Here is a 16,522-nt window from a genome sequence, read left to right as displayed (position 1 = left end):
TTACTCAGCTTTGGCTGAAAAGCCGATATCATCCATCGTCAGGTTAGAGCGTTTATAATCCGCCAGTTCGGTAACGGAGAGAGGTTCTTTAGGATCCACAACAATAGATAACGTGCCGCCATTTTCGATAAATTCACCAAAGGCGCCGCTTATTTCGCCGAGCATTTCACCTTCTAAGCCGCGGGCCATCATGGGCGCGAGGGCCAGAGCGACTTTCATTTCCTTTTTTACCTGATCAGGCGTAGCGCCGCGAAACTTTCCGGCTAACTTCAATCCGCGCTCGACAATTGATTGGTCTTCAAGCCGCATTTGGAACCCCTCAAGCTTCATATCTGCCATGGCTGCTTGCATTTCGGACTGGCTTTCGCGGGGGCTCATATCCGCTCTATCCATAGACTGCATTTTATCTGTCATAGCCTTTACGCCCGACGCTCCGTAATTATAAGACAGCTTAAAGCCATCCTTCATCGACAAAAGACCATCTTTTACGGCTATAGTATCTTCATTGGCATCCAGAATTGTAGTTTGGCTAGATTGCAAAACGATTTCATCAAAACCAAGCTCTTTGACCATATTATAGGCTTGTTTGGCTTGCGGGTCTTTTGGTGCTTCTTTCAGCCGAATAATGAAAGGCTCCCCCACAGATTTTTGGGTCGTTACGCCGCCTTTTTCCGTGGACTTGCCTTCAAACCCCTCCGAAGTCACCGATACAAAAGAACTATTAAAGTCCAGATCTTCCATTTTTATCGTATCGTAAATTTTCGCTAAAGGATTAAATCCGCCCATCATGCCCAGCGGGCTCCGCCCTCTGTCAGGCAAGTTATCAAGCATATCTCCGCGAAACCCAGTACCTGAAAATGATTTCAAAGACGCGGTGACGGGCTCCTCCGCATTCTCGGTGAGTTTAAAGGTCACATCCTGAATTTTAAAATCTGTCAGACCTGAGTCCGAGTCCTCACCCCACATCAGGCTCTTTGTCGATAAGTTTAGATCCTCAGAGGTGATGTTCACATCACCCATCCCAAGTGCACCAAAACCCATATCCAAGTCTTCCTCGTCAATTTCTAGATCCAGATCATCAAGGTCTCTGATATTTTGCAGCGAGGTGATAATCGCTTTGGCCATATCGGGTGTTGGACGTGCCACGGATAAAGTCCCCATTGTGACAGTCGTATTCTCTGTCTCGTCATAAATTTTGATGCCGGAGAAATCAGCGCGATCAAATGTGGCTGTCTCGCCGTCCATGTGAACACCTATAAGGTTGGCTTTCGCGATGCTGAGCTGACCATCCTCGTCTTTCACAGTAAGATCTGTATAGCTATAATTGCCATCTGCACCGCTTGTTTCAGCCCAATTCAGACCCTCAGTATTTTGATTGAGCAGACTAAGCGCCGCCAAAGCTTGCTTGCCTTCGGCGTCAGAGACTGTGCGTGACGGTACGTCGAAATGCTTGGCAAAGACTTTATCGGACGGCGCTTTCAACCCAAGCGCTGCCGCAGGGGCCGATTTTTCCGCAGAGGGCCCCTTGTCCTTATTGGAGCAGCCCCCCATTATGACAACCGTTGAAAGAATCACAGAGATTGAGGCAGAACGAAGTAAAGTCATGAGCGGCTTCCTTTTAAATTTGGCACGGAAAAAGCCTAGCACGCCAAAAGGCGAGGCTAAAGTGCTTTTCCCTTTTCGCGACGAAGACGACCCGCGCATCGTTTATAAGCTCTCTGAGCGGGCGAGGCGCATCTCCCTAAAGGTCAATACAGCGGAGCGTGAGGTTAGCGTTATCGTACCGGGTATCCGCGCATTGTCTAAAGCCAAAAAATTTGCACGCGAGCAACAAGACTGGATAGACGTTCAGCTCGAAGCTTTGCCGCCCCCGCAGCCTTTTCTGCCAGGCGCGTCTATCTTAATGCGCGGTGAGCTTTATGAACTTGTTTCACCGCCCGGACGGGGCCGCCCCAAAGTCAATCATGAGCGGCGCATTATCAATGTGCCTGCGCCGGATGCCGAGAGCTTTCCGGGACGCGTTCGCCGCTTTATGATCCGCGAGGCAAGAGAAGAGCTTGAAGCCGCCAGTCATTTTTATGCTGATAAGCTCGGCAAACGTATTGGCAAAGTCAGTGTGCGCGATACCAGCTCACGTTGGGGCAGTTGCATTACGCGAAAAGGGGAAGGCCATATCAGCTATTCCTGGCGGCTTATCTCGGCCCCGCCATTTGTCTTGGATTATGTCGCCGCCCATGAATGCGCTCATATGATCGAAGCCAATCACAGCCAAGCTTTTTGGGATGTCTGCGCCTCTATCAATGATGATGTCAAAAAGGCCAAGACCTGGCTACGCAAAAACGGGGCGCATTTACATGCCGTGGGCGCAGAGTGGTAGGGCCTTTACGCTTTTCAACAATCGCAAAATTCTTCGGTGATATAGGTTCTTGTTTTATCGCAGGTGCGCAGGGAAAACATGTGGTTGCGTGAGCCTTGCTCGACAATTTTTCCGTCGCACATAAAGACGACATGATCGGCCACGCGCTTTGTTTGGGCGATATTATGCGTGACCATAACAATAGAGATGGTCTCTCCTAAGGCGACGACGAGATCTTCTATCGCGCGTGAGGATATCGGATCGATTGAGGCTGTGGGCTCGTCTAGTAAAAGCACTTTGGGTTTTAAGACAAGAGCCCGCGCGATACAGAGGCGCTGTTGTTGACCTAATGAGAGTGATATAGCCGGCGCTTCGAGGCGGTGGGCGACTTCGTCCCACAGCGCAGCGCGCTTAAGGCTGCCCTTAATTGTCTCGCGGGCTTCGGCTTTGGAGAGTTTAAGATGACGCAGCCCCATCAACATATTATCATAAACGGAACAGGGAAAGACGCAGGGCTGCTGAAAGACCATCCCAATCTGGCGGCGCAATTCTGTAACGTCGGGATAATCCTCCATGATGTCCAGACCCAAGGTTTTTATGCGCCCGGTAAAGGAGGCATTTTCAGTTTCTTCGTTGATGCGGTTTAGCCATCTGAGTAGAGTTGATTTACCAGTGCCCGACGGCCCAAGTAGGCAGGTTACGCCTTTATGGGCGATATCCAGAGTGAGGCCTGAAATAATGCAATTCTTGCCGTAATAAGCTGAAAAGCCGTCAATTTGAATGGAGGACGTCAGCTCTTCGGGATGGGCCTGTGAGCCTGTCTCAATAAGGGTGAGGTGCGAAGCTGTGTTTTCTGCGGTCATGAGGAACGTCCTTCACGATTAAGACGGCGGCGAAGAAAGAGGGCCAAGCCGCTAAATATAGCTGCCAGCAATATAAGGGTCAGGCTCGCCCCCCAGGCATTTTGCAGCGCTTGTGGGTCTGTGGACTGTTGCGCGAGTTCAAGAATATGGGTCGGCAATGTTGAGACAGGTTCGACTAGGCTATTGGGGACTTTGACGCCCGAAAAGGCGGTGGCGATAAACATAATCGGCGCGGTCTCTCCGATCGCGCGGGCCAAGCTAATGAGCAGCCCTGTGACAACGCCGTGAAAGCTTTGCGGTAAGGTCACGCGGCGGATGATATCTTTCTTGGCAAGGCCTAAAGCGGCGGCATTCTCATTGTAGATTTTCGGAATCGCCGCCATAGCTTGAGAGGTCGACAGCGTCACGGTTGGCAGCATCATAATGGCTAAAATAACAGAGCCGACAAACCATGAAATACCTGCACCCAGAAAGTTAACAAAAAAGATAAGCCCAAAAATACCATAGGTGACAGAGGGAATGGCATTGAGCGCATAAAGGCTTTGATCCATCACTCTGGCAATAACGGAATTGGAATTATAGGCATTACGAAACAACGCGGTACCGAAGGCAAGGGGCAAGACTAATAATGCGCCGATGAGAACGATGAGTAAGCTGCCAAAGAGCTGATAAAAAATACCGCCGGATTTTCCGAATTCTCTGGCGGGGGTAAACAGAAATTCGAGGCTCATTGCGCCGATACCTTGAAAGAGAATAGAGCCGAGCAGAAACAGCAAAACAGCGGCACACAATAATAGAGACAGCCGCGTTGTGAGCGCGAAACATTTTTCTGCAAAATGTCTTTTATTCACGGCTCTAAACACGAGAATTCTTCCGCAATAGGAAATATTGCGATATGAGTGTCAGCGTTATTGTGATGGACACTAATATCAGGCTCATAAAGACCAAGGCGCTAAAATGCACAGAGCCAAAGGCGCTCTCGCCAATTTCTCGTCCTAGCTTGGAGGTGATCGTTTGCCCGGATGATAGAGGATTAAAAAGCGGGGAGGGGAGCCGGTCCAAAGACCCAATGACCAGCATAACGGCCATGGTTTCGCCCAAAGCGCGGCCAATGGCGAGTAAGCCCGCCCCTGCAATACCTGCCTTGGCTTGCGGAACGATAACCTGTTTGAAAACCTCATGACGGTATAGTCCAAGCGATTTAGCATTTTCGCGAAACTTGAGCGGGACTGAAGAGATCGCGTCCTCGGCGAGGGTTAAAAATGTTGGCAGCACCATAATGCCAAGTAAAATTCCGGCTGTTAGAATAATACGTCCAGATTGCAAATCAAATGCATCAGCCACCCATACATTCAGATAAGCCACACCGATCAGGCCATAAACGATAGAGGGTATGCCAGTGAGCAGCTCCAATGCCGATTTTATAAACCGCCGCAATCTGGAAGAGCGCGTTTCCGAAATATATATGGCTGTCATTAAGCCGAGGGGCCCGGCGATAAGAATGGCGATACTCATAACAAAGACAGAGCCAAACACCATGGGTACCATACCATATTGCCCGGTATCAGGGTTCCACTCCGTTGTGAAGAGGCCGGTGTCTTTCAAACTTAAAACCGGCCCACTTTGCAATAGTAGCGTGCCTAAAATAATCGCGACAATCAAGACCGACAGCATTGCGCTGATCTGGCAATAGACCTTTACGGCGTCTTTGGGCCGCGAGAGTGATTTTGACTGCGAAAGGAGGAGCGTGCTCACTCAGTGACCCTGATATAACCTGATGCCTCTACGGCTTTTTGCCCATCGGGCCCTAAGAGGTAATCGACAAATTTCTGCGCAGCGGGCTTAATATCATCCCGCGTGACAACGGTTAAATCGCGCACAAAAGGGAAGCTTCCATTTCTTACATTTTCAAGTGACGGTTCAATAATTTGGCCATTGGGCATAATCACTGACAGGCCGCGCACCTCCTCATTCAGCCAGGCGAAGGACAACATGCCAATGGCGGAATCGCTTTGTGTTAAAGCGGTTTGCTCTTCATTGTTAGACCCTGTGACCAAATCCGCGCCGGTGGCTTTGGCTTTGCTGTCGCCCGTGACCACAAACATAAAAATCTGGCGCGTGCCGCGGCTAGCCTCTTTATCAATTGCAAATATGGCCCTGTCTGGCCCGCCAAAGACTGACCAATTACCTACACGGCCCGCATAAATATCCGCAATCTGAGGCAGGGTAAGCGCTGTCACGCCCGCTTCATAAATTTCAGAGGAGATGCTTGGCACAACCGCGTCACGGCCAATGGCGGTGGAAGTGAATTCAAGCTCAGAGAACCTCTCCAATTCACTGGCAGTAATATTCCGCGACATCATGCCGATATCGGTTTGACCCTCGGCAAGCTGGTTAAACCCGCTGCCCGATCCGCCCGCATTGACGATGATGGCCGTGCCTGTCTCGGCGACATAGCTATCCGCTGCCAAGGACACGGCGGGCAGAACCGTCGATGACCCTGAAATATTCACGGCCTCAGGGGCGGAACAGGCGGCTAAGCATAGGGTGAGTGCGGAGAGACTATAGGCTTTAAACATTGGGGATTTTCAAATTAAGCGAAGGCATAGTGTCAGCGTGATACAGCATTAAACTGTGGCGTAACTTCAACAAACTGTGAAGCTGTAGTGACCGAAACATTAGTTATTGAACCCAAAGCTCAGGCTCGAAAAAATAGTATCATAATCAGCAGTCAGAGTATTTTCCATAGGGTCAGACCAGACGGCATGAAGCATCCATTGCCCCGTCACCGGTCTGTCAAAGCTGACTTGGCCTTCTGCATTTGTTATTTGTGTTCGTACAAGGCCCTTTTCCGTGTCAAGACTGATGAGGCCTATGGAGACACCCTCTATGGGGTTTCCGCGGTAATAGACAGTAGACGTTAGCTCTGCCCCGGCTTTGAGCGCGTAGGGATTAACTTGCGGCACTATTTCCAAAGTCATGCCAACGGGACGGGTTACATAAGCGGCTTTTTGATCAGTCATATCTCCGATTTGCACCAAAGCTTTTCCGCGCCGCGAGTAAATTTCTCTGCCATCCTCATCATTTAGTTCATATTCGCTGCGATGCGCGATGATTGGCGTGAGACCCTCTTCATTGACATAGTCGGTAAATTTTTCTGGAGGTAAAATACTGACGGCAGATGTTGTCTCTATCATAACCATATGTGTTCCCTCATCTTTTAAAGACAATATAACATCGCCAGTGGGCGTCAGAGGAGTCATTCTATTTTGATGGTCGGTTATTCCATTTGGCCCCAATGAAGAGAGGCTGACGACGCGGTGAGGACTGAGAGACCAGCGAGATTTATCCTGTGGGTGGCCAATCATAATGGCCAGCGGTATAGGCCGCGCTTTCTCCATGTAATAGTTTTGAGGGGCCAACCAAAAATCATGGGCCTGCGCATATGTGCTGAGAGAGAGACTAAGGGCAGTGCCAAAAAAGAGAGAAGTGATCAAGCGGGTCATGAGGTTCTGTCCTAATTTTATGTGATTTAATCTCTAAACGAGTTCAACCTGTGAAAAGTTTCATTTCAGGCCACTTAGTAAGCGTTATCGTCGGGATTTGAATAAATTCAATTTTTTATAATTTTTTTTGAAACTTTTTTTCGCGCCGCTCCGTTACCCTTTCGCATATTTACATGCAAACCGGCTCGCTTGCGTTCTGAAACTCTCTGAAACTCAAGTAAGAGCGCAATGCGAGTCGGTACCCACGTAATGATAAGGATTTTAACATGGCAATACTGACAGCTCCCAAAGGCTTCAGCTTTACAAAAGCGATTTTAACCACGAGCGCGCTGATGGGCGCAACACTCTTAACAGCCCCGAGCTGGGCCTCCTCACACAGAGAGGCACCGGCGATTACTGAAAAGCCCAAAGTGGATGCTTCGGACTTTTATATGTTCCGCAGTTATGAACAAGGACGCGAAAACTACGTTACCTTTATTGCTAATTATCAGCCCCTCCAAGACGCCTATGGTGGCCCAAACTATTTCACCATGGACCCGGACGCGCTTTATGAAATACACGTTGATAATGATGGCGACGCCATAGAGGATATCACTTACTCTTTCCAGTTTGATAATAATCTGGTGAATGGCGGAAATGGCGTCACATTAGATATTGACGGGAAAACATTGCCTATTCCGCTAAGATTTGTCGGCCCAATTGGCGCGGGCGATACAGCTAATTTGGCAGAAACAGAAAGCTACACCATTGATGTTGTGACTGGTGATCGCCGCAGCGGAACACGCACGCCTGTTGGACTTACATTTACTAAGCCGCTCGATAATGTCGGTAGTAAGACTATTCCCGATTATGAAGCCTATGCTTTGTCAAATTCCGCAAATGTTACGTTACCGGGCTGCGATACGCCAGGCCGCGTTTTTGTTGGCCAGCGTAAAGATGCTTTTGCCGTCAATTTGGGTAGAATATTTGACCTCGTAAATCTCGTCCCGCTTGAAGGGTCGATTGAACAAAGCGACGACAATAATGAACTTGCAGATAAAAACGTCACATCCATCGCATTAGAAGTGCCAATTAGCTGCTTGGTCGGTGATGGTAACGGCGTCATTGGCGCTTGGACAACAGCCAGTTTGCCGCAAGCACAAATTTTGGATCCTATTCCAAATTATGAACAGCCGGCCCTACAAGGCGGTGCTTATGTCCAAGTCTCGCGTCTTTCTGCGCCTCTTGTAAATGAAGTGGTTATTGGTTTGCCGTTTAAAGATTTGTTCAATGGCTCTGAGCCCAAAGATGACGCTCAGGCTGCTGACTTTGTCACCAACCCGACATTCCCAGCTCTTATCGACATTCTTTTCCGCGACGCTCTGGGTGCAGAAGACAATATCGCGCCATCCAACTTTCCGCGAACTGACCTCGTTGCGGCCTTCTTGACAGGTGTTGAAGGTGTTAATCAACAATCGATCGTGACAGGTTCTGAAATGATGCGCCTTAATACAGGGATTGCACCAACGCCTCGCTCTGAACAAAGTAATTTAGGTGTTGCCGGTAATGACTTGGCCGGTTTCCCGAATGGTCGCCGCCCGGGTGATGATGTCGTTGATATTGCGCTGCGTGTTGTCATGGGCGCTTTGTGTCATGATATTCCTGTCAACGGCGTGCCAACAAATTTAGGGTTCTGCGAACCAGAAGATGCTCCTGTCGGAGATCAGCCTTTTACCGATGGCGCGCCTGTAAAGGCCACCGACCTGCGCGGCTCCTTCCCGTATCTGAACACACCTCTAGCAGGTGATGCCGGAACAGGAAATTAGGAGACAGCTATGAAGAAAAGTCTATATTTAAAAACGGCGATATTGGTTGTTCTCTCAGCTGCATTCGTAACTGGCTGTGCGGGCGATAATAACAGTGTTACGCCGCCTCCAGTTGTGGTTGCGCCTCCGCCTCCGCCTCCGCCTCCGCCTCCGCCTCCACCACCGCCACCGCCAACAACGGAAGCGCCACAAGATGCTCTTGGGGCCGGGTTTAAAGCGTCATTTGAACAAAATGCATTTGCGGAACCCACCGACCCGATGGCGGGTGATATAATACCCTTGGATAAAACAGCCGAGGCGTTCGACGTCCCCAATCCTATGTAGGCGCCCCTCATAGGATCGCTTAAATAGCCGTGCTTTGTGGGAAGTGCGGCTATTTTTGTGTCTGATCTAAGGTTCGAAAGGTTAGTTTAAATTTTAACTGGAAATATTATTACAAGACGTCAGAGACACCTGCGGCAATAACCGGACCTGTCACTGCGCCTGTCGGGGATCCGCCTAGCGGTTCTATAGACACCGCAAATGTATCACCCGCATTAATCTTTCGTATAAAATCTTGACTCAAATCTATTGTGCTTCGCCGTGAATTCGGAATAACACCTAGTGATTGAGGCTGCCCATCAGCTTCGATCAGCCAAAGCTCAAAATCCTGTTCGGAGGTTTTCTCCGCGTCCAATTTAGAGAGTCTGATTTTATCTGTGCCGGCTTCGTAAAAGGCCATAAATCTAATGTTACCCGTCTCTGCTTGGAGTGACGCGATAAGCGGTTCTGATGTGGCAGCCGTCTGTCTGTCTGTGATAAACAGGCCCATAGTGAAGAGGCTCACAGCTAAGGCGCCCGCCGTAATTCCGCGCCAGAGTTTTAGGCTGTGCCATAAGCCTTTAGGCTTTAACTCGGGGGTGCCAAAGAGACGGTTCATGAGGTCTTTCTTTACATGCAAAGGCGGTATGGCTGGCGCATAGGCTGCATTCATAGGCTCAAAATGCTGTTCCCAAGCGCTGACTTGCGCTGCGAATTCAGCATCATTTTCGAGACGTTCAGAAGCCGTACGGCGAGGTGCACCTTCTAACAGGCCAAGGACATATTCCGCAGCGAGAATATGGCTGTCTTCAGGTGTAAGGGGTGTGTCTTGGGTCATTTTTCCAAGCACTTTCTGAGCTTCATTAAGCTACGTCTTAGCCATGTTCTCATTGTGTTTAGGGGAACTTCGTAATGGGCGGATAATTCCGCATAGGAATAGCCTTCGACATAAGCAGCTTTGACAGCCTCAGCTTTATCGGGCTCCAATTCCATCATACAGATATCTATCCTACGTCCTTCTCCGGCATTAACGGCGCTTTTTTCAGGGTCAGCCGCTTTGTCTGGAATATCCAGTGTTTGTTCCATCGAGCGCAAAGGAGCTTTACGAGCTCGCAAAATATCCAAACAGTGATTGCGGGCAATGGCATAAAGCCACCCCATGGCTGAGGCGTTACCAGGGCGGTAACGATCAGCCTTGTTCCATATCTTTACGAATATATCTTGCATTGCGTCTTCGGCTTCGGTGTTGTCCTTTAGTAAACGAAGACAGGCGCCAAAAAGTTTCGGAGAAGCAGCATTATAAAGACGGTCAAAGGCAGCGCGATCCTTTAATGTTACGCGTCCTATAAGAGCGGCTATATCGTCGGTCTCTTCCATAATTATGTCTACCACCCTCTGATTTAAGTTTCACTCTCTTTCTTGAAAAAAATGACTATAATTTGAGTTTTGGGAGCGTTGAGCTTTATGGAGTAGTCCTTCAATTCTTGCCAAAAACATCAATGAACCTCTTAAAACGGCGCTTTCAAAAAACTTAATTCATGGTTTTGCGAGCCTGTGTTATTCTGCATCCGTTCCCGCTAATGAGCGTGTTATATTTTTAATAAAACACGCGAGGACAGGCAATCGTCGTAGGTTTGTTATTAGAGGGACGGTGAGGCTAAGCGCTGTGTTTACGGCCACAGAGATGCTGGCTTCTATGACGCTCCGCTATGTCGGGGGCATAGATAAAATCACCGCCGCAGGGCCTCTCCTTGTGTTTATAGTTATCCCAGGCGTGCCTCAAGGCGAACGCCCTGCGGACGTCCATTTATTTGGGCGCGAGTTAAATGTTGGCTTTCATTTAAAAAAGCCGAGTTAATGTGCAGGGTAAGTGTAACTTTATGTCAAACTTTAACCAAAGGGATCATCAATTGATTTGCTGGGCTGTGTAAACCAAACAGGGCCATCCGCCGTCATGTAAAAATGATCTTCCAAACGAACACCAAATTCGCCGTAAAGACAAATCATCGGTTCATTTGAAAAACACATGCCAGGCCTGAGTTTGGTATCATCACACCAATTTAAATAAGGCCATTCATGAATGTCCAAACCGATGCCATGCCCTGTTCGGTGCGGCAAACCAGGCGTTTTATAACCAGGGCCAAAACCGCGTGCCTCAAGTTCAGCTCGCGCCGCCAGATCGACATCTCCGCAGCGCGTACCGATTTGGGCGGCGTCAAAGGCTTTGGCTTGGGCCGCTTTCTCGGCGTCCCAAACCTCGCGCTGCCTAAGGCTCGGCGTGCCAAACACATAAGAGCGCGTGATGTCGGAGATATAATCATGCAACTGGCACCCAGTATCAATCAAGACCATATCGCCATCTTCAAGCGGCTTGGGAGATTTGACGCCATGCGGGTAAGAGCTGTCAGGCCCAAAAAGAATGATCTTAAAATAAGACCCTTTTGGCGCGCCTACTTTTTGGTGCGCGGCATCAATAAATTTACCTACGTCTTGAGTTGTAATGCCTGCATAGAGCATAGAGGCGGTGGCTTTATGCACAGCAAGGGTCATTTCCTTGGCGCGTTGCATCAAGGCCAGCTCGGTTTCGGATTTAATCATGCGGCAGGCCGCTGTAATGACTGCGCCATTTACGTAACGAAACTCAGGGCTCGCAAGCGCGATCCCATTGCTTACGAAAAAAGGCGTGGCTTCATCAATAGCAATAGTCCCGTTCGTGACACCGGCCTGATCCAATATTTTTGCGGGCAGTCCATAAGGGCTTTCATGTTCTTCCCACGTTATCACGTCGCCTTTCAGCAGCATAAATTGCTCAAGTGTGCCTTTTTCAAAAGCGGGAGCTATAAAGATAGGAGCCCCTTTAGGGAGAAGCATCGCCCCAACCATGCGTTCGGAGCTTTTCCAACGCATTCCCGTAAAATAATAAAGCGACGTACCGGCATGAAGGTAAACCGCGCTTATATTATGCTCAGCCATAAGGCGTTGCGCTTTGTTAATTCGCGCTTGAAATTCAGGCTCCCCGATGGATTGAGTACCTGCTGTCATATTCGTAAGAGAGGCCAGAGCCTCATCAAAACTCTTACCGCCAACGCCTTTAGTCATAATAGTCTTTCTCTTTACGGAAGCGCATCCTCGATGTCATTGAGTAAGGCGTCTAGCACTTTTTCCTGTTTGCGCCAGACGGGTTCGGAGGAGACAGGCAGCTTGGTTTTGGGCATCGTTTCCAGAGCGGAGTCCATATAGTCATGCCAAATCATAGCTGGAATTGTGCCCCCGGTGATGCCTTTCATGGAGGTATAATCATCATTTCCGACCCAAACACCAGTTACAATGTCGGGGGCATAACCTACAAACCACGCATCCTTAAAATCATTCGTCGTGCCCGTTTTTCCGGCAAGATGACGACCGGATATTGCGGCGCGGCGCCCTGTGCCTTGGCTTACTGCGCTCGTCATAAGCACGTTCATATGAGCAAGATTTTGCGCCGTTATGATACGAGGGAGGTTTTGCGGTTTTCGGTCATAGAGCGGCGTTCCGTCCGCCGTGGAAACCGAGAGAATACCATAAGGTTCGGCCGTTTTGCCGTAATTGGAAAAGGGCAGGTAAGCGGCTGTCAGCTTAAGCGGCGTGGTGGCTTGCGCGCCCAAGGAGAGGCTGCGAAGCGGTTTCAGATCAGAGAAGCCAAAATCGCGGGCCGTATTGATCACAGCCTCACGCCCGACCTCCTCGCCAAGGCTCACAGCAACAGTATTGATGGACTGACGAAAGGCGTCTTCCAGTCTCATAGCACCTTTAAAGTCTTCCGTGAAATTCTCAGGGGCCCAGTCGCCAATTTCTATGGGCGCGTCCTCGCGTATATCCCAAGGCGTAAGACCGGCCTTAAAGGCGGCCAAATAGACAAAGGGTTTAAAGGCGGAGCCGGGTTGCCGCTCGGCTTGTACGGCGCGATTAAACTGGCTGTCCGTATAAGACAACCCGCCAATCATCGCCATCACGCCGCCGGTTCCGTCCATGGAGACAAGCGCCGCTTGGCTCGCATGGCGCTTGTGGTCGATATGGGCGGCTACGGCTTGATTGGCGGTCAACTGCGCGTCATAATCCAATGTGGTTTGCACGACTATATCCTGAACAGGTGTGCCGATGGCGAGCTCAAGCTCATCCCACATCCAGTCCACGAAATATTGGGCACTATTGTCAGATTGTGGCCGCTGAATGTCGATAGGGTTCATAAGCGCGTTCAACTGGCTCTCGCGCGAGATCAGACCTTGTTCAACCATAAGGCCGATCACCAGGGCCGTGCGCTTAGCCGCGCGGTCGGGATGAGCGGTTGGGTTAAAGCGCGAGGGGGCTTTAAGCAACGCAGCCATCATAGCACTTTCGGAAAAGCTTAGGTCAGAGGATGATTTGCCAAGGTAAGTTTGACTGGCGGCTTCGAGGCCCCAAGCGCCGCTGCCAAAATAAACGCGGGAGAGATACATTTCTAAAATTTCGTCTTTTGTGAACGTTTGTTCTAGCCAAATGGAAATCATCATTTCCTGGGCTTTGCGGCGGAGTGTTTTATCAGGCGTTAAAAAGACGTTCTTCGTGAGTTGTTGCGTCAAGGTTGAACCGCCTTGAACGTAACGTCTCTCTTTGAGGTTTACGGTCATGGCGCGGATAAGTCCGTAAGGATCCACGCCGATATGTGTTTTAAAGCGCTTATCTTCTGTCGCAAGAACGACAGCGGGAACATGGGCGGGCAGTTCCGTGAGTTTTACTTTCGGAGCTGATGACGCACCGCGAACCAACACATCACGGCCATAACGGTCCACAATTTGAACCGAGACGGGACGGTTCGGCGCCCATAAGGTTTCAGCTGAGGGCAAATCTTTAGACGCAAAGGCGGCCCCGGTCAGAACGGCCATGCCTAAGGCGTAAAAAACTGTGGCTCCGAATAGGCTGAGCCTTGCGGCAAAACGTTTTAATATTTTACGGTTAAGCGTCATGGGCCTATCAAGGTTAATCGGGCTTAACCTTATGGCGTCATAAGATTAAGCAGCCGTGAACGGCTGCTTAAGTCGGGTAATAAAACTAAGTGGGCAAAGGCGCAGCAGGGCCAGCTAAGCCGGGTTCTTTTGCACCTGCACCGCGATTGTCTTTATCTTTGACAGGACAGAAGCTTAACACTGTAGAGCCGGCGGCGCGGGATTCTTTTCCAGGTTGAATAAAGTCGAGGCCGCCATCGGGCTTTTTGGCCAATATAAGATCAAGATCATCACCGCGATCTTTATAGAGGTCATCTAGTGTGTATTCATCAGACAGAGTTGTTGAGCGGAAACGCCAACCTCCCCACCAATCGCGAGTTAGGGCGTCAAAACTGCGCCCGCGAGATGTGAGCGTTCGTCCGCGCGATGTGAAGGCGATTGTATCTGCATCATCTTCATCATTATCGACGGATGTAACTTGGAAAACACGGTGACGGCCCAGCTCCGGTGCGAACTCTACGCAGACAAGGGCATTATAAGCATCATTTGGCGTCGCTGCAATGAGGTGATTAAAGGCTGAGTGGTCGAGGCGGAAATCCGCATTTTCAGAGAGGACTTCCCCGTAAAAGGTGGCGTGGCCTTCAAGGCGTGCGCCGCGCAGACGCCGCCAATTGGTGTCGGCGACCAGAACTTTTACGTCCATCTCCTTAAGCGCTTTCGCAAGACCAAGCGACCAAGGATTAGCGCCTACGATAAGCACGCCTTCGCCGCCGCCGGCCGCAAGACCCAGGGCTTTGGAGATAGGACCGATAAAGAACCCGGCAAAAAGAACGGTTGCGAAAACCAGTGCGAAAGCGAGCGGCACAAAGAGTGCGCCTTCGGGGCGGCCCAAGGCTGTCAGTTCAGCCGCGAAAAGACCCGCGACTGCCACAGCAACAACGCCGCGAGGCGCGATTATGGAAATGAGAAGGCTTTCTTTCCAGTGTAGACCTGAAAAAAGCGTCGAAATCATAACAGCAATCGGGCGCACGAGGAGCATCATCGCAAGCACAAAAGCGAGGACACGCCATTCGGTGAGGAAAGCTTTGAGTACATCAGGCGTGAGAGTGGCTGTCAAAATAACGAAGACTCCGGAGACAAGAATGATCGCAATATTTTCTTTGAAACGGCGCATCTCGACCATGGAGGCAAATTTCGTGTTGGCCATAGTCATGCCGAGGGCTGTAACAGCCAGGAGACCGGTTTCATCTGCCATATTATTGGCGAGAACATAAATGGCGAGAACCCACGCTAAGACAACAGGAGCTTTAAGATATTCAGGAATATGACCGCGGCGGAAGGCCCATGCGAGTCCGTAACCTGATATGATGCCAACGACAGTGCCCAATATGGCTGCAAAAGCTAACTTACCAAAGGCAATATACATAGACCCTTCGGTCATGGTGAAGCGAATAAATTCATAGCCGCCAACCGCGAATAATGCGCCGAGCGGATCATTCACAATACCTTCCCATTTTAGCACATTGGCCGGGCGGGATTTGAGATGGGCTTGCCGTAATAGCGGCATGATAACGGTTGGTCCTGTGACAACAAAAAGGCCGCCAACCATGGCTGAAATATCCCAAGGAAGCCCGACAATATAATGCGCCGCGCAGGTGCCAAGGAACCAGGCTATGGGGCCCGCCACTATAACCATGCGCATGACGGCTTGGGAGGCATCTCCTAGATCTTTGAAACGTAAGGTCATGCCGCCCTCAAAGAGAATAATTGCGACAGCGAGTCCAATCATAGGGCGATAAAGGTCGCCAAAATCATTGATGGGATCGAGCCTGAAAAGGTCAAGGCTGTGCATGAGAGGTCCTGGCAGGTCAAAGCCTAAGAACCAACCTATTAGCGGGCCAAAAATAAGTCCTGCGATAGCCATTAAGACAATCGCTGGACGTTGGAGTTTCCATGCAAGCCATTGTGCCCCTATGCCCAAAACGCCAATCAAGGCAATTTTGAACGGAAGCATATTTACAACGTGATGGGCAGCATCTGCAGCAGCGGCCATATTAATCCCTCAGAGTGATTGTGCGTGTCTTGGGTTGAGCGTTATTCATCTACGCGCTGAATATCAAACCCAATATCATTATTGCCGTAACTGCCATTATCATATTGATCGACCCGACCTTCAAACCAATGCAGCAAATGTGTTGTTATACCTTCAAAGAAGTTTGCGAGTTCGTTGTCTTGCAATGGAAGATTCAAATCAGTCTCGCGGCCCTCATCAAGATGTATAAACATCTTATCGCCTTCTTTGCGGCAGGTCAGGACAAGGCGCATGTAATCGCCATCGCCTGAAATATTTACGGCAAGACCAAAGCTAATCGGTTCAAGCGGTAGAAACCCTTTGCCCGAAACAGAATAAGCTGCCGATCGGTAATTTTGCGCTGTAAAAGGACCTTGAGGCGGCACGAGATAGACACATTGCTTGCCATCATCCAGCCACGCGCAAAGTCCATCGCGAATAGCTTCTGCGACAGACCGAATTTGTGCGTAATTGTCAAAACTTCGCGCCCCATAAATTTTGGCTGCAGCAGCGATATTGTCCAAGCGGCTTGGCGTTTTATTGTCTGGCGTCGGCATGGTCTTCCCTAATTTTAAGCCGCTTTATAACCGCGAAGGGCCGACTCTACCAAGGCTTTATCCATATATATCCCCCGAAACCTCACAATGCATGGCATGACAC

15 protein-coding genes are annotated in these 16,522 nt (G+C 49.9%); 3 read left to right on the top strand and 12 right to left on the bottom strand.

The annotated features are described in order from the left end of the window. The gene (locus F569_RS0112900; protein WP_026942539.1) at nucleotides 1-1,605 is read right to left on the bottom strand and encodes a hypothetical protein; all 1,605 of its coding nucleotides are present in this window, start codon (nucleotides 1,603-1,605) and stop codon (nucleotides 1-3) included. On the opposite strand from F569_RS0112900, the gene F569_RS18050 reads away from it, so the two are divergent. Further along, entirely contained in the window at nucleotides 1,553-2,377 is an 825-nt protein-coding gene (locus F569_RS18050; RefSeq protein ID WP_084169022.1) for a M48 family metallopeptidase, read from the top strand. The two genes, F569_RS0112900 and F569_RS18050, sit on opposite strands and share 53 nt — an antisense overlap. 14 nt (nucleotides 2,378-2,391) lie before the next feature. Here the strand turns inward: F569_RS18050 and F569_RS0112890 are convergent, their stop codons facing one another. The 5 genes from F569_RS0112890 to F569_RS19110 all read right to left on the bottom strand — a co-directional run bounded on the left by F569_RS0112890 (nucleotide 2,392) and on the right by F569_RS19110 (nucleotide 6,725). Next, nucleotides 2,392-3,219, bottom strand: a complete 828-nt coding sequence (locus tag F569_RS0112890; RefSeq protein WP_051279880.1) for a phosphate ABC transporter ATP-binding protein — start codon at nucleotides 3,217-3,219, stop codon at nucleotides 2,392-2,394. After that, nucleotides 3,216-4,070: a phosphate ABC transporter permease PstA gene (gene pstA, locus F569_RS0112885; protein WP_026942537.1), complete on the bottom strand. Its 855-nt coding sequence runs from the start codon at nucleotides 4,068-4,070 to the stop codon at nucleotides 3,216-3,218. The genes F569_RS0112890 and pstA overlap by 4 nt, the downstream gene beginning before the upstream one ends. 4 nt (nucleotides 4,071-4,074) lie before the next feature. Next, nucleotides 4,075-4,974: a phosphate ABC transporter permease subunit PstC gene (pstC, locus tag F569_RS18045; protein ID WP_051279879.1), complete on the bottom strand. Its 900-nt coding sequence runs from the start codon at nucleotides 4,972-4,974 to the stop codon at nucleotides 4,075-4,077. After that, nucleotides 4,971-5,798 carry a substrate-binding domain-containing protein gene (locus F569_RS0112875; protein ID WP_026942536.1) on the bottom strand — a complete coding sequence of 276 codons (828 nt, stop codon included), beginning with the start codon at nucleotides 5,796-5,798 and terminating at the stop codon, nucleotides 4,971-4,973. The genes pstC and F569_RS0112875 overlap by 4 nt, the downstream gene beginning before the upstream one ends. A gap of 99 nt (nucleotides 5,799-5,897) precedes the next feature. Beyond that, nucleotides 5,898-6,725, bottom strand: coding sequence for a DUF4198 domain-containing protein (locus F569_RS19110; protein WP_026942535.1), 828 nt, complete (start codon nucleotides 6,723-6,725; stop codon nucleotides 5,898-5,900). Nucleotides 6,726-6,991: 266 nt separating this feature from the next. Between F569_RS19110 and F569_RS0112865 the strand changes: the two genes are divergently transcribed. Both F569_RS0112865 and F569_RS19785 read left to right on the top strand, forming a co-directional pair. Further along, on the top strand, nucleotides 6,992-8,530 hold the full coding sequence (locus F569_RS0112865; RefSeq protein ID WP_051279878.1) for a DUF4331 domain-containing protein: 1,539 nt from the start codon (nucleotides 6,992-6,994) through the stop codon (nucleotides 8,528-8,530). Between the two features lie 9 nt (nucleotides 8,531-8,539). Beyond that, nucleotides 8,540-8,854 (top strand): hypothetical protein, encoded by a 315-nt coding sequence (locus F569_RS19785; protein WP_026942533.1) that lies wholly within the window; start codon nucleotides 8,540-8,542, stop codon nucleotides 8,852-8,854. Nucleotides 8,855-8,963: 109 nt separating this feature from the next. On the opposite strand, the gene F569_RS18035 is transcribed toward F569_RS19785, so the two are convergent. From F569_RS18035 to F569_RS0112825, 6 genes are all read right to left on the bottom strand, one after another. After that, a complete protein-coding gene (locus F569_RS18035; protein ID WP_051279877.1) occupies nucleotides 8,964-9,668 on the bottom strand; it encodes an anti-sigma factor in 705 nt (234 codons plus the stop codon). After that, on the bottom strand, nucleotides 9,665-10,207 hold the full coding sequence (locus F569_RS0112850) for a sigma-70 family RNA polymerase sigma factor (RefSeq protein ID WP_034388923.1): 543 nt from the start codon (nucleotides 10,205-10,207) through the stop codon (nucleotides 9,665-9,667). The genes F569_RS18035 and F569_RS0112850 overlap by 4 nt, the downstream gene beginning before the upstream one ends. A 513-nt stretch (nucleotides 10,208-10,720) precedes the next feature. Next, nucleotides 10,721-11,929, bottom strand: coding sequence for a M24 family metallopeptidase (locus tag F569_RS0112840; RefSeq protein WP_026942530.1), 1,209 nt, complete (start codon nucleotides 11,927-11,929; stop codon nucleotides 10,721-10,723). Between the two features lie 14 nt (nucleotides 11,930-11,943). Then, nucleotides 11,944-13,812: a transglycosylase domain-containing protein gene (locus F569_RS18030; RefSeq protein WP_051279876.1), complete on the bottom strand. Its 1,869-nt coding sequence runs from the start codon at nucleotides 13,810-13,812 to the stop codon at nucleotides 11,944-11,946. A gap of 85 nt (nucleotides 13,813-13,897) precedes the next feature. After that, nucleotides 13,898-15,844: a cation:proton antiporter gene (locus tag F569_RS18025; protein ID WP_051279875.1), complete on the bottom strand. Its 1,947-nt coding sequence runs from the start codon at nucleotides 15,842-15,844 to the stop codon at nucleotides 13,898-13,900. A gap of 41 nt (nucleotides 15,845-15,885) precedes the next feature. Further along, a complete protein-coding gene (locus tag F569_RS0112825; protein ID WP_026942529.1) occupies nucleotides 15,886-16,419 on the bottom strand; it encodes a hypothetical protein in 534 nt (177 codons plus the stop codon). Nucleotides 16,420-16,522 lie beyond the last annotated feature (103 nt).

Source organism: Hellea balneolensis DSM 19091, assembly GCF_000428525.1.
Lineage (GTDB): Bacteria > Pseudomonadota > Alphaproteobacteria > Caulobacterales > Maricaulaceae > Hellea > Hellea balneolensis.
The sequence above is the reverse complement of the archived record's forward strand: the minus strand, read 5'-3'. Positions and strand labels throughout refer to the sequence as shown.

Coding starts and splice junctions, on each gene's coding strand:
- F569_RS18050 (WP_084169022.1), top strand. CDS start 1,553: ATGACAACCGTTGAAAGAATCACAGAGATTGAGGCAGAACGAAGTAAA.
- F569_RS0112900 (WP_026942539.1), bottom strand. CDS start 1,605: ATGACTTTACTTCGTTCTGCCTCAATCTCTGTGATTCTTTCAACGGTT.
- F569_RS0112890 (WP_051279880.1), bottom strand. CDS start 3,219: ATGACCGCAGAAAACACAGCTTCGCACCTCACCCTTATTGAGACAGGC.
- F569_RS0112875 (WP_026942536.1), bottom strand. CDS start 5,798: ATGTTTAAAGCCTATAGTCTCTCCGCACTCACCCTATGCTTAGCCGCC.
- F569_RS19110 (WP_026942535.1), bottom strand. CDS start 6,725: ATGACCCGCTTGATCACTTCTCTCTTTTTTGGCACTGCCCTTAGTCTC.
- F569_RS0112865 (WP_051279878.1), top strand. CDS start 6,992: ATGGCAATACTGACAGCTCCCAAAGGCTTCAGCTTTACAAAAGCGATT.
- F569_RS19785 (WP_026942533.1), top strand. CDS start 8,540: ATGAAGAAAAGTCTATATTTAAAAACGGCGATATTGGTTGTTCTCTCA.
- F569_RS18035 (WP_051279877.1), bottom strand. CDS start 9,668: ATGACCCAAGACACACCCCTTACACCTGAAGACAGCCATATTCTCGCT.
- F569_RS0112850 (WP_034388923.1), bottom strand. CDS start 10,207: ATGGAAGAGACCGACGATATAGCCGCTCTTATAGGACGCGTAACATTA.
- F569_RS0112840 (WP_026942530.1), bottom strand. CDS start 11,929: ATGACTAAAGGCGTTGGCGGTAAGAGTTTTGATGAGGCTCTGGCCTCT.
- F569_RS18030 (WP_051279876.1), bottom strand. CDS start 13,812: ATGACGCTTAACCGTAAAATATTAAAACGTTTTGCCGCAAGGCTCAGC.
- F569_RS18025 (WP_051279875.1), bottom strand. CDS start 15,844: ATGGCCGCTGCTGCAGATGCTGCCCATCACGTTGTAAATATGCTTCCG.
- F569_RS0112825 (WP_026942529.1), bottom strand. CDS start 16,419: ATGCCGACGCCAGACAATAAAACGCCAAGCCGCTTGGACAATATCGCT.